Source organism: Nocardia pseudobrasiliensis NBRC 108224 (assembly GCF_001613105.1).
Taxonomy (GTDB): Bacteria; Actinomycetota; Actinomycetes; order Mycobacteriales; family Mycobacteriaceae; genus Nocardia; species Nocardia pseudobrasiliensis.
Genome location: NZ_BDBS01000047.1, coordinates 1 through 12513 on the forward strand (window position 1 = coordinate 1; position 12513 = coordinate 12513).

Annotated in this window: 14 protein-coding genes and 1 pseudogene; 1 reads left to right on the forward strand and 14 read right to left on the reverse strand. The window is 70.8% G+C overall.

The window, feature by feature from the left end; genetic code table 11:
• Positions 1-142: 142 nt before the first annotated feature.
• From NP4_RS31475 to NP4_RS31530, 12 genes are read right to left on the reverse strand one after another with little or no spacing between them, the layout of a single operon-like run.
• Complete coding sequence (locus NP4_RS31475; protein WP_082876397.1) at positions 143-376, reverse strand: phosphopantetheine-binding protein; 234 nt, start codon at positions 374-376, stop codon at positions 143-145.
• Between the two features lie 17 nt (positions 377-393).
• Positions 394-1182, reverse strand: coding sequence for an ABC transporter permease (locus NP4_RS31480; RefSeq protein ID WP_068005723.1), 789 nt, complete (start codon positions 1180-1182; stop codon positions 394-396).
• A complete protein-coding gene (locus tag NP4_RS31485; protein ID WP_068005725.1) occupies positions 1179-2099 on the reverse strand; it encodes an ABC transporter ATP-binding protein in 921 nt (306 codons plus the stop codon). The genes NP4_RS31480 and NP4_RS31485 overlap by 4 nt, the downstream gene beginning before the upstream one ends.
• On the reverse strand, positions 2096-2833 hold the full coding sequence (locus tag NP4_RS31490; protein WP_068005727.1) for a hypothetical protein: 738 nt from the start codon (positions 2831-2833) through the stop codon (positions 2096-2098). Before NP4_RS31490 ends, NP4_RS31485 begins: the two co-directional genes overlap by 4 nt.
• Entirely contained in the window at positions 2830-3324 is a 495-nt protein-coding gene (locus NP4_RS31495; protein WP_068005728.1) for an Rv1443c family protein, read from the reverse strand. The genes NP4_RS31490 and NP4_RS31495 overlap by 4 nt, the downstream gene beginning before the upstream one ends.
• On the reverse strand, positions 3321-3929 hold the full coding sequence (locus tag NP4_RS31500; protein WP_068005729.1) for a hypothetical protein: 609 nt from the start codon (positions 3927-3929) through the stop codon (positions 3321-3323). Before NP4_RS31500 ends, NP4_RS31495 begins: the two co-directional genes overlap by 4 nt.
• The gene (locus NP4_RS31505) at positions 3916-5415 is read right to left on the reverse strand and encodes a pyridoxal phosphate-dependent decarboxylase family protein (RefSeq protein WP_068005730.1); all 1500 of its coding nucleotides are present in this window, start codon (positions 5413-5415) and stop codon (positions 3916-3918) included. Before NP4_RS31505 ends, NP4_RS31500 begins: the two co-directional genes overlap by 14 nt.
• The gene (locus NP4_RS31510; protein ID WP_068005734.1) at positions 5412-6746 is read right to left on the reverse strand and encodes a diaminobutyrate--2-oxoglutarate transaminase family protein; all 1335 of its coding nucleotides are present in this window, start codon (positions 6744-6746) and stop codon (positions 5412-5414) included. Before NP4_RS31510 ends, NP4_RS31505 begins: the two co-directional genes overlap by 4 nt.
• The gene (locus NP4_RS31515; RefSeq protein WP_068005736.1) at positions 6743-7813 is read right to left on the reverse strand and encodes a fatty acid desaturase; all 1071 of its coding nucleotides are present in this window, start codon (positions 7811-7813) and stop codon (positions 6743-6745) included. The genes NP4_RS31510 and NP4_RS31515 overlap by 4 nt, the downstream gene beginning before the upstream one ends.
• Positions 7810-8802 (reverse strand): NAD-dependent epimerase/dehydratase family protein, encoded by a 993-nt coding sequence (locus NP4_RS31520; protein ID WP_068005738.1) that lies wholly within the window; start codon positions 8800-8802, stop codon positions 7810-7812. Before NP4_RS31520 ends, NP4_RS31515 begins: the two co-directional genes overlap by 4 nt.
• Positions 8799-9926 (reverse strand): hypothetical protein, encoded by a 1128-nt coding sequence (locus NP4_RS31525; RefSeq protein WP_082876385.1) that lies wholly within the window; start codon positions 9924-9926, stop codon positions 8799-8801. Before NP4_RS31525 ends, NP4_RS31520 begins: the two co-directional genes overlap by 4 nt.
• On the reverse strand, positions 9923-11005 hold the full coding sequence (locus NP4_RS31530; RefSeq protein WP_068005744.1) for a hypothetical protein: 1083 nt from the start codon (positions 11003-11005) through the stop codon (positions 9923-9925). The genes NP4_RS31525 and NP4_RS31530 overlap by 4 nt, the downstream gene beginning before the upstream one ends.
• Before the next feature lie 112 nt (positions 11006-11117).
• Between NP4_RS31530 and NP4_RS40345 the strand changes: the two are divergent.
• A pseudogene (locus NP4_RS40345) lies at positions 11118-11615 on the forward strand (acyl-ACP desaturase); the annotation flags it as partial.
• A gap of 21 nt (positions 11616-11636) precedes the next feature.
• On the opposite strand, the gene NP4_RS42880 reads toward NP4_RS40345, so the two are convergent.
• Positions 11637-11807, reverse strand: coding sequence for an SDR family oxidoreductase (locus NP4_RS42880; RefSeq protein WP_255285598.1), 171 nt, complete (start codon positions 11805-11807; stop codon positions 11637-11639).
• 11 nt (positions 11808-11818) lie between these two features.
• Positions 11819-12466 carry an SDR family NAD(P)-dependent oxidoreductase gene (locus NP4_RS31535; protein ID WP_255285595.1) on the reverse strand — a complete coding sequence of 216 codons (648 nt, stop codon included), beginning with the start codon at positions 12464-12466 and terminating at the stop codon, positions 11819-11821.
• Positions 12467-12513 lie beyond the last annotated feature (47 nt).

Below are 12513 nucleotides of genomic sequence, written 5' to 3' on the forward strand. Positions count from 1 at the left end.
GCGCGGATCAGGCCGCCGGCGATGCGGCGCGCCCGCGCGTGCACCTCGGTCCATGTCGTGCGGGTCAGCGCGGCCGGATCGCCGGTGCGCATGCCCGCGTCGCCGCGCCGGGCGCTGTCGATCAGGGCGGTGAGGAATGGGTTCACTTGCCGGCCACCAGCCGCTGCAGGTCACCGAGGGTGCGGCAGGAGAAGACCTCGTCCTTGGTCAACGTCACGCCCAGCCGTTCGCGGATCTCGGCGACGCCGGTGGCGAACGACAGCGAGTCGAAGCCGAGATCGGCGATCAGGTCCGCGTCGGGACGCAGGTCGGCGGGGGACAATTCGAGATCCTCGACGAGGATGTCGCGCAGGGTCTGTTCGACGACGGCGCTCACGATGAATTCCTTTCGGTTCACAGGCCGATGCGGCGCTGGGCCAGCCGCCGCAGCAGCAGGTGCAGGACAACGAAAACCGCTGCCGCGACGGCCGTTCCGAGCAGCAGCCGACCGGGCCGGAAATCGCCGTACATCAGCGTGGCCGCGGCGGCAACCACGTGCGAGAACGGATTTAGCTCGATCGCCACCCGCAGCCAGGTGGGTAGGAACTCGGTCGGCATGAGTGCCTGGCTGACGAACAGCACCGGTAATGCCAACGGCAGCAGCGCGATCGGCGCCTGGGGATTGAGCGTGCGCACGGCGGCGAGATAGAACAGCGAGCTGTAGGCCGCCGACCACAGGCACATGAGCGCGAGCAGGGCGACGGCGGTCGCCGCCCCGGCTCGCAGCGGTGCGCCGAGCACCGCGAGCAGCCCGATCACCACCACTCCGGCGGGTAGGATGCGCACCGCCTCGAATCCGATCTTGGCGGCGAGCAGCTGCCGCGACGAGATCCCCTGCAGCCGCAGCCGATCCACGAATCCGGAGCCGATCTCCTCGAGCAGGGTGCTCGCGCCGTACCCGGACCCGATCATCGGGATGAGCATGACGATGCCGGGCGCGATATAGGCGGTATAGGAGCTCAGCGGAAATCCGGGCAGCTGTGCCACCCGCTGGAACATGGCCCGCACGAACACGACCAGCACCACCGGGAACACGATCGGGAACAGGAAGCCGAACACCGGTTGCCGCAGCCCCACGACCAGGTATCGCGCGAACAGCATGCCCGTGGTCACCGCGGCCGCGGGCCGCCGGGTCGCGGTCATCGGGTGGCCTCCAGAAAGGCGTCGCGCAGCGAGGTCGTCTCCACGCGCACCTCGGCTGCGGCGAGACCGGCGCCGTCCAATGCCTGTGCGAGGCGGGCGATCTCGCGCGCGCTGGCCGCACCGAGGGGGACGGTCAGCGCCGCGGTCCCGGCCACGACCGGCTCGAAGCCCGCGGCGCGCAGATCGCCGGCCACGTCCGCGGCGATGGCACGGTCGGCGGTGACATGCGCGCGGGCCCCGCGCGAACGCGTCAGCTCGTCGGCGGGTCCGGAGGCGATCAGGGCGCCCGCCTTGATGATCCCCACCCGGTCGGCCAGGGCCACCGCCTCCTCCATGTCGTGGGTGGTCAGCACGACCGTCCGTCCTTCCTCGCGCAGGTGCGAGATCACCTGCCACAGTTCGTCCTTGCCCTCGAGGTCCAGCCCGCTGGAGGGCTCGTCGAGAAACAGCAGCCGCGGGTCGTGCGAGACCGCCAGCGCGACATCGACGCGGCGGCGCAGACCGCCCGACAGCGTCCCGATCCGCTCTCCCCGCACGGCCGCCAGGCCGAACCGATCGAGCAGCGCGGCCACCCGGCGACGGCGGTCGGCATGCGACCAGCCCGCCAGGGCCAGCCCGAGTTCCAGCTGTTCGCCGACGTTCAGCCAGGCGTCCAGCGCCACCTCCTGCAGCGCCACCCCGATCAGCGGCCGCAGCCGCCGCACCTCGTCCAGCGGCACCCCGAGCACCCGCGCGGTCCCGCTCGTCGGCGCCAACAGGGTGGTGAGCATGCGGATCGTCGTGCTCTTGCCGGCGCCGTTGCGGCCGAGCAGGCAGTACACGCTGCCGCTCGGCACCTCGAGATCCAGGTTGCGCACCGCGCTGCGGTCGGCCCCGGGGTAGGTGTGCGACAGCCCCGTGGTGACGATGGCGTTCATCGCTCGGCTCCGCGCCGCACCGCGCCGAGGGTGCGGATCAGATGCTGTCTATACCGCGCGCCGCCGGCGTCGAGGTCGACCTCGGTCTCGGTGCGGACCGGCGTCGCCGACCCCTCGGCGAACTCCGTGGTCTGGTGGATCGTCCCGCGCACCGGCCCGCTCAGCGTCAGCTCGGCGTCGATGGTGGTGAGCCGCACCGGTTTTCCATTCCATTCCCCGTCCCGATCGGGACCGCGCCCACTGGCGCCGGTGAGGTCGACGCCGCCCGCGCAGTGACCGCGCACCGCTTGCCGCGTCGCCTCCGGGTCCAGACGCGGCGGATCGGTGAGCACGCAGTGCACGGCCAGGCGGGTGTCGCTCGGATCGGTGAGGGCCAGCGCGGTGAGGTAGCGTCCGGACTCGGTGGTGACGATCGTGGTCACCTCGTAGGGGAACGGCCGATCCGCGCCGTAGTGGCTGACGACCGACTCGCCCGGCGCGGCACCCGGGCCGACGGTCGCCACACCGGTGCCGGTGAGATCGGTCGTCGTTCCCAGCGAGGTCATCGATCCGGTCAGCCCCTCGGCGAACGCGCCGTGCGCGAGCGCGGTGTCGCGCACGGCCCCCGGCGGGTTCGCCGCCCGGGATGGCAGTGCGTACCGATCCGCCACCGGCGCGCCCGCCTCCGGATGCACCGCGCCACACCCACTCACGGCCCCGAGGGCGACCATCGCCGCGGCGTACCGTCGGATCATCCTCGCCCCGTCAGGTGCGCCTGAAGCCGACGATGACGGTGCCGGAACAGCAATGACAGGCAGACGCGCAGCACCGAACCCCAGCCGGGAATCAGGCCCAGCGGGGTGCGCGGCACGAAGGAGACGGCGTCGACGACCTCGGTGCGCTCGCCCAGCGGGCGCAGCGTGCGCTCGTGCACCCAGGTGCTCATCGACATCATGGTGGACTGCTCGCGGAAGCGGCGGCCCGGGTCGATCTCGGCGACGGTGATGTCGTCGAAGTCGATGGGCACCGCGCCGAACAGCAGAAAGAAGCTGCGGCCCAGGCGGGTTCCCGGTTCGATATCGGCGATCGTGCGGCCGCGGAAGGGGGCCGGGACGGTCATCTTCAGGTAGGGGCTCAGTTCGGCGTTGATGCCCGCCGGGGAGGTGACCGCGGCCCAGACCTCCTCGATAGGGGCGTCGACGACGCTCGTCATGTCGATGCGCTGGGTCGTTCGTTCGAATGTCATGGTGTCGCTTTCGTGGTCGGTGACATCAGTCGGTGCAGGTCGATAACGGCGGGAATGCTGTCCGCGCCGATGTAGTCGGGCAGCAGCGGGCCGATCTGTTCGAGGGCGGGCCCGAAAACCAGCCGGTACCACTCGAACAGGGGGACGACCAGCGCCACGGTCAGGTAGCGCACGCCCTCGCGGGTGAGCTCGTCGGCGAAGGACGCCCACAGCCGCTCGACGACGCCGACGCCGCGGTGCGAGCGCCGCACCGCCTGGGTGGCCAGCTCGGCGACGGCCTGCGGGGCAATGTGTTCCACGCGCCGCGCCCACTCGGGGAACAGCGCCGCGTCGGCGAGTGTGCTGAAACTGTGGTGACCCAGGCCGGGCTGCCAGCGCAGGGCGCGCAGCACCGCGATGGGCTCGGTAGCCGGGGCGGCGAGGCCGAGATAGAACTCCGACCCCGACTCCCAGCGCCGGTAGTGCACCATCTCCCCCGCCGCGTCGTCGGCCGGTGCGGTGTAGCCGTTCTCCCGCCCGAACACTTCGTACTCCCAGCGCTTGGCGCCCGCGAATTCCTCGTCGCCGCACCGGATTCGACGCACCGTCAGCTCAGATCCGGACATCGGCGCTCCGTTCGGCCCGCACGCGCGCGAGATCGGCTCCGCAGGAGGCGATCTCGGCGATCAGCTCGCGGGCGAGATCGACGGTGCACACCGGGTTGACGAAGGTCAGCTTGAGCGCGGCCGCGCCGCCGACCCGGGTCCGCCCGATCAGGGCGCGCCCGGTCTCGGCCAGGACGCGCCGGATGTCGGTATTGAGCGCGTCGAGTGCCTCGTGATCGAGGTCGGCTGTCTCCCAGCGGATCACGACCGTATTGGTGGTTCCCGCGCCGAGCACCCGCAGCGCGGGCTCGGCGTTCGCCGCGGCCCGCGCCGCCGCCGCGGCCGCCACGGTCGCGTCGATCCACCGCGCAACCGTGGCGCGGCCGAGGGCGCGCAGGGTGACCCACACCTTCAACGCGTCGAAGCGCCGCGTGGTCTGCAGCGACTTGCCGACCAGGTGCAGCGCGTCCGCACCCTCGTCGTCGACCGGATTGAGGTAGTCGGCATGCCCGGCGATCAGCGCCAGGCTGTGCGCGTGGCGCACGACCAGCGCACCGCAGCTGATCGCCTGGAACAGCAGCTTGTGGAAGTCGATCGCCACCGAATCGGCGGACTCGATGCCCGCGAGCAGGCCGCGATGCCGGTCGCTGAGCAGCAGGCAACCGCCCGCGCAGGCGTCGACGTGTACCCAGACACCGCGTTCGCGCGCGATGGCCGCCACCCGGGCGAGCGGGTCGATGACGCCGAAATCGGTGGTGCCCGCGTTGGCCACGATCGCGATGACGCGCTCACCGGCCCGTTCGCAGTCGTCGAGCGTCCGCACGAGCGCGCTCGGATCGAGCCGACCCTGCCCGGTGGTGGCCACCGGCACGACGGCCCGCGCGCCGAGCCCGAGCACGCTCATCGCGCGGGCGATGGTGAAATGCGTCTCGGCGGTGCACACCACGCGCCAGCGGGCGGCCTCGGGCGGCAGCCCCTCGGCGCGAATGTCGCACCCCAACCGGGTCCGGGCGTAGTGGTCGCGCGCCAGCAGCAGCCCTTGCAGATTGGATTGTGTTCCGCCGCTGGTGAATACGCCGTCGGAGGACTCGTCGTAGCCCACGGCCGCGCACATCCAGCGCACCACGTGCTCCTCGACCACGCTGGCCGCGGGGCCCTGATCGAAAGAGTCCATCGACTGGTTCAGCGCGCTGAGCACGGTCTCGGCCGCCAGCGAGGAGATCGTCGGCGGGCAGTGCAGGTGCGCGGTGTAGCGGGGGTCGGCCACCGGCGTCGAATACGGGATCATCAGGCGCGCGACCTCGTCGAGCGCGGCGTCGAGCCCCACGCCCCGCTCCGGAGCCACCGGGACCGCGCGAATGCGCTGTCGCAGTTGGCCGTACCCGATCGGGACGGTCGGCTCGGCCAGGCCCGCGGTCACCAGGTCGGCGGCATGGATCAGCACCTCGCGGTAGCGCCCGAAGCCCGCGGGGGTGAGGAATTCGGTGCGGGGATCCGGGGAGCTCACGCGACCTCCACCGCGCCCGGGGCGTGGCACACCCTCGCCACGGCGTCGGCGAAGATGTCGACCACGGCGGCGATCTCGGCGGCCTCGATGGTCAGCGGCGGCAGGAAGCGGATCACACTGCCGTAGCGGCCACCGGTTTCCACGATCAGGCCGGAGTTCAGGCATTCCCGCTGGAGCTCGGCCGCGAGCGCCGGTGCCGGTGCGCCGGTGCCGCGGGCATCGGCGGACAGCGCGGGATCGATGATCTCCACCCCGGCCATGAGTCCGGCGGTGCGCACCTCGCCGATCAGGTCGGTCTCGGCGGCGATGGCGCGCAGACCTTCACCCAGCAGCGCGCCCATGGCGGTGACATGCTCGCCCAGCCGGTTCTCGGCGGCATAGCGCAGGACGGCGGTCGCCGCGGCGAAGGCCAGCGCATTGCCGCGGAAGGTACCGGTGAACACGCCGGGCTCCCAGACATCGAACTCGCGGCGGATCACCAGGACCGCGATCGGGATACCCGAGCCGAGGCCCTTGGAGATCGCGATCATGTCCGGTTCGATCCCGCAGTGCTCGAAGGCCCACGCCCGGCCGGTGCGGTAGACGCCGGCCTGGATCTCGTCGGCGATCAACGGGATCGCCGACGCATCGGCGGCCCGGCGCAGCGCCCGCGCCCAGCGCGGCGGCGCGGGAACGACACCGCCCTCGCCGAGCACGAATTCGCTCACGATCGACGCCGGATCCACCAGACCGCTGTGCGGATCGGTGAACGCGTCCGCCACCGCGCGCACGGCCAGGTCCACACCCGCCTCGCCGCCGACGCCGAACGGGCACCGATAGCTCTGCGGGAACGGCAGGAACCGCACGTGCGGGCCCAGCGCCACCCGCGGGGTGCGCAGCGCCCCACCGGAACTCACCGACCGCGCCGCCCGGCTGCAGCCGTGGAAGCCGCCCTGCACCGCGACGTGTTCGCGGCCGCCGGTGGCGATCTCGGCCGCGGTGAGCGCGGCTTCGATGGCATTGGCCCCGCTGGGCGCGCACAGGTGCACCACGCAGTCCTTTGCCAACCCCGGCGGCAGTGTCTCGGTCAGCGCCTCGACGAAGGCGTCACGGGTGGGGGTGTGAAAGTCCAACGACAGCAGCGGTTCTCCCGAATCGAGGGTTCGCCGCACCGCCTCGGTCACCACGGGATGATTCCAGCCGAGCGAGACCGCGCCCGCTCCCGCCAGGCAGTCCAGGTACCAGCGACCGTCGTTGCCGCGCAATCGAACTCCGCGCGCCTGCACCGGAACGATCGGCAGCCGCCGGGAATAGGTCGACACCCGCGACTCGTAGGCACCGATGCCGGTCATGGCCGCACGTCCTTTCTGATCGTCTCGTCCTTGCGGGTTCGCGCGAGCAGCCGCCGCAGCGTCGCCCACAGCGACGGATCGGCGGTGTCCCAATAGCCGCCGCCGGCGGGAATGGCCGCGGCGAGCCGCCGCCGCGCCCGCGGCAACGCGTGATACGGCAGCCACGGAAACAGGTGATGCACGGCGTGATACCGCAGCCCCAGCGGCGCCCACAGCTCGGCCAGCAGCGCACACGAGGTGTGGTCGACCGAATCCAGGATCTGGTCCGGGAACGACATGGGCGCGCCCGCGCTCTCGTAGCGGTGCGACGCCAGCACCCGCAGCCAGTTCACAAACAGCACGACCGTGATCACCGCGTAGGCCTCGGCCAGTCGAATCCACGGAATGCGGCCCGTGGCCAGCAGCACGGCGACCAGCACGCAGTAGCCGAAGCACGCCGCCTCCTGCACGAGCCAATGCCGCGGCAACCGTCCGGCGGGCAGGGGGCGCACGAATTCGGCGTCGATCGCCAGTGCCGACCCGCGCGTCAGCACCCACCCGCGCACGCCGGGCAGGATCCAGCTCACCGGGGCCAGCACCAGAAACCGCGCGATGAACACCGGCAGCCCCACCACCGCGGTCAGCGGCGTGAGCAGCACCCGCCACCGCGGACCGGTCGCGTAGTCGACATACTCGCCGTCGGCCGCGGTCCCGTAGGTGCGCGAGGCGTGATGCTCCCGATGGAATTCGTAGATGAATTTCGGTACCAGCAGGGGAATTCCGACCAGCAGATGCCAGACGAGGGAGAATCCGCGCAGGCCTTCTGCGGCATGGACCAGCTCGTGTACGAACAGCACCGCCCGATAGAACGCCGTGGCCGCCACCAGCACGCACGCCGCGGCCCACACCGACACCGGGTCGTGCACCGGGAACAGCGCGAACGCCGTCGCCCCGACCGCGACCGAGGCCAGCAGGTCCGTCCAGTAGATCCACGCCACCGGCCGCTTCAGATCGATCACCAGACGTCGCGCGTCGGACAGAGAAATACCCAGGGCCCCTTGCGATCCCACCCCGGCGACGACGGTCATCGAGCACTCCCCTCGACCAGATCACGGAACAGCCGCTCGACCGAGGTCTGCCCCAGTCCCAGCTCGTCGATCGCCCGCCGCTGGCTGTAGTACAGCCGCCGCGTCATCAGCTCGGCGTTCTCGGGGACCAGCAGCGACGATCGCAGCGGATCGGCGCGCCGACGAGCCAGGCCCGCATTGAGGCGCGCGACGGCGCGCAGCGCCGGGGCGGGCACCGTCCGGATGCGGTCGTCGCGGCCGAGCGCGGCCGACAGCGCCGCGCCGATCTCGAGGTAGGTCAGGTTCGCGGTACTGAGGAGGTAGCGGCGCCCGGATCGGCCGTGCCGCATGGCCTTTCGGGTTCCGTCGAGGAAATCGCGCACCGCGCACACGGCCGTGCCGCCGGGCGGCGCCGCCCGCAGGAGTCCGCGCCGGGCGGCATCGACCAGCCGCGACCAGCCCCAGCGCGGATCGCCGCCGGGCGCGTAGACCGCGGTCGGATTGACCACGACGACCTCGAAATCGTCCGTCGCGGCATCCAGGACGAGCCGCTCGCCCCAGAATTTCGTGGTGCCGTACGCGGTGGCGGCCACCGAGGTCCGGGCGTCGAAGGTCTCGTCGGCGACCGTCCCGTCCGGCGGGTACCCGACGGCGGCGCTGGAGGACACGTGCACCATGCGCCGCACCCCGGCCGCCGCGGCGGCCCGCGCCAGGTGATACGACCCGAGCGCGTTCACCTGCCACATCCGCGCGGCCAGCGCGTCGAGCGGCACCGCGATGCCCGCGAGGTGGTACACCCGCGTCACGCCCCGCACCGCCCGCGCCACGGCCTCGGGATCGGTGATATCGCCGTAGCGAATCTCGAGGTGCTCCACCAGATCCGCCAGCCCGCCCGACCCGTCCTCCGGCCGCACCAGCGCCACCACCGACTCCCCCTCGGCGACCAGCGCACGGGTCAGCGCCGAACCCAGACACCCGCTCGCCCCCGTGACCAGAATCGGTTCGCTCATCCGATCGCCCTCTCGTAGATCCGGTACCGGCGCGCCGGAGCGGCCTTCATCTGCGCCACCAGCGCCTTCGACCAGTGGTTGCGTTCGTGGATCCAGGTGGTGGCGACCTGGCGGTAGCGACCCGACAGCACCACGTCCGCGATCTCGCCCGCCACCACGCGGCCCACGCCCAGCCCGGCGTGCTCGGGCGCGACGCCGATCATCACCACCACCGCGGTATCGATGCCGCGAATACGGTTGTCGCGCTGGGCGATCAGGCGCGCCGCCAGCGCCGGGGTCACCCGGCCCGACCTCGGGGTGATCTGATTGAGATCCGGCACGAGCATGGCGAATCCGGCGGGTCGCCCGTCGACTTCGACGATGCGGATCAGCGCCGGATCCAGCACGGCCCGCAGATCCTTCGCGAGCGCGGCGAAGACCGGCGCGCTGATCGGCACGTGCTCGGGGTGATCGTGAAACGAGTCGTTGTAGATGCGGCGCAGCAGCTCCACCTCCGCGCCGAAATCGCTCATATCCGGTGCCCGCACCCGGATCCGATCGGCGGCCAGCACCTTCCGCGCCCGCTGCCGCAGCCGCTCGGCCTGCGCACCGTGAGCCTCGCGAGTCCAGCGGTAGGTCGTGGTATCGAAGCGGCGCTCGAATCCGCACGCGGCCAGCAGCCCGGCGTAGTAAGGCGGATTGTGCGGCTGCATCAAGGTCGGCGAGTGGTCGAAACCCTCGACCAGCAACCCCATCTCGTGCCGCGGCGAGTAGTTGTAGGGCCCGGTCAGCGTGGCCGCGCCGCGCTCGCCCGCCCAGCGCCGCGCGGTCCCGAGCAGCTTCCGCGCCACCGCGACATCGTCGGCGCAGTCGAAGAAGCCGAACAGGCCGTAATCGCCGTAGCGGCGGCGGTACTCGCGATCGATGCTCACGGCGATGCGGCCGACCGGTCGCCGGTCGCGGTAGGCGACGAAGTGCGCGATCTCGGCCTCGGCGTGAAATGGATCGGTCTCGCGCATCCCGGCCGCCACGGTGCGGCGCAGTCCCGGCCGCCAGTGCGGGTCGGCGCCGCGAACAAGCCACGGCATGGCCACGAAATCACGCCTGTGCGAACGCTTTTCGACGGGACGAATGGTGACGGTCATCGCTTCGGCATCGCGATGCCGAGATCATAGGCGAGCTCCGGATTGCCCTTGCCCTTCCACAGCGCACCGTCCATGTAGAAGTGATGGAAGACGAAGGTCAGCGGGATCACGCCCAGCAGCACGGTATCCAGCTGCCCCGCGACCACGCCGAGCACCGCGAAGCCCAGGACATACAGCGGCAGGGCCCTGCGACTGGACAGCCTCGCCAGCAGCAGCCGCCGCTCGGCCGGATCGGTCGACAGCCGGAACCGGGTGTTGTTGCGGGTCCAGTTGATCAGGTGGTACTGCAGGCTGTGCGTGGTCGTCGCGATGAGGATGAGCGCGAACAGATCCGACACCAGCAGATACGACAGGTTGTACGACACCACGGCCAGCCCGAAGGTCGCCCACGACATCGCGGGCAGACCCCGCCGCCCGGCGCGGCGCAGCCGCAGCTGCTCGCCCGCCAGCAGCGCCAGCAGGATCGCGGCGATACCGAAGCCCGCGTACACCACCGGCATCGCGATCGGCGGCGTCGGCACCGTCAGCTCCGAGAACGGCAGCCGGTGCCCCAGCACCTCGTACTCCGAGAAGCGCAGTCCCTGGCTCGCCCGGTAGACGAACGGCGCGAGGCACGCGGCGAACAGGCTGTATTTCAGCAGCTTGCGCGGACCCTTGTAGCCGTTCTTGGCGGCATAGATGTTGATGATCCCGAAATGCTGCTTGAGCACATGGAACACCTGCCAGTACGCCCACACGGCCACCACGATCACCGTGGCCCCGGAGAACATCAGCGCGCTCAACACGGCCGCGACCGCCACCCAGCTCACCAGGTAGTGCCGCCAATACCGCTGCCGCTCACGCGGATCCAGCCACACCCGCGCCGAGGTCGCCAGCACGTGCGGATAGTCCGACAGCACCGCGAAGGCCACGGCCGCCACCAGGAACGCACCCTTGTGCACGGTCGTCAGCGACAGGACGACCGACAGCAGCGCACCCAACCCCAGCACCAGCACGATGTCGACGCGGGGGCTCACGAACCAGCCCGGCCGCGCGGACCGCTCCTCGCGCACTATCGGCTCCTCGACAGTGGTTGACATGACTCCTCCTCGGAACGGCGACCCGGACATCGACACATTATTGAAAACGACTTTCATTATCAATCACTGTGATCCGGATCTCGAATGTGATCTTCGGTGCTCACCGAGGACGAACTGCCCTGCTTATCACCGGGAGATCGCCGAGAATTTCTCCCGCGACGGCGCGTGGGGCGGCTGGGTGGGACGGTGACGGCCGAGGAGATGCGCCACGGCACCGTGCTGCGCGACTCTCTGGTGGTGACCCGCGGCGTGGATCCGGTCGCGCTCGAGCGGGCCCGCATGACGCATCTGACCCAGGGGTTCGCCCCGCCAGTGGATCGGCAACCCGACGGCGAGGCCGGCTTCCTGTATTCGGTTGCCTACGTGAGCTTTCAGGAGTTGGCGACCCCGATCAGCCACCGCAATACCGCGAGGATGTGCGGCGATCCGGTGGCCGATCGGATGCTTACAGCGCGTCGCCCTCGACGAGAACCTGCACATGATCTTCTACCGAACCCTGTGCGGCACCGCCCTGGATCTGGTTCCCGCTCGGACCATGGCCGCGATCGGCACCCTCGTCGAGAACTTCCGCATGCGCGGCCCCGGGATGCCCGACTTCCGCCGCAACGGGACCGGAGCCCGACCCGAGGGGTCACATGTCGATGCCGCCGTTGACGCTCCAGACCTGCCCGGTGATGTAGGAGGAGGCGTCTGCCGCGAGGAAAGCTACGGCGCGCGCGATTTCATCGGGGTGTCCGGCTCGCCCGACCGGGATCTGGCCGGTGAGTTTGGTCATGACCTTGTCGGGGATGGCGGCGGTCATCTCGGTGGTGATCAGTCCTGGGGTGACGGTGTTGACGGTGACGCCGATGCTGTCGTCGGTTTGCCTGCCGGCTTTGGCCAGGTGGTAGGCCGCCTCCCTGGCGAGGGTCTTGGTGAGTCCGAACAGGCCGGATTGGAGGCGGCGTAGTTGGCTTGGCCGATGTTGCCGGTCTCGCCGACGAGGGAGGAGACGTTGACGATGCGGCCGGTGCCGCGGTCGAGCATGTGGGCGAGGGCGGCTTGGGAGAGGAAGAAGGAGCCGGAGAGGTTGACGGCGAGGACGCTGTTCCAATCGTCCTCGGTCATGGTGGCGACGGTGCGGTCCTTGGTGATGCCGGCGTTGTTGATCAGGATGTCGAGTCGTCCGTGGGTGTCGATGACCTCGGTGATGGTGCGGCGGCAGTCGGCGGCCGAGCCGACATTTCCGCGGTGCGCCGAAACGGCGGCGGCGTGCGGATCGGTGTGTTCGCTGAGTTCGGCGACGAATTGTGTTGCGCGGTCGCGGTTTCGGCGGTAGCCGACCGCTACGGACGCGCCCTGGTCGGCGAGGCGGCGGGCGATGGCCGCGCCGATGCCGCGGGTGCCGCCGGTGACGAAGGCGACGCGGCCGTGCAGCGCGTCGGTGGTGGATGCGGGAGCGGGTGCCGGGAGTGTGCTCACGGGTGGTTCACCTGTTCTGGAAGATGGCGCGGTGGGGGGATCCGGCG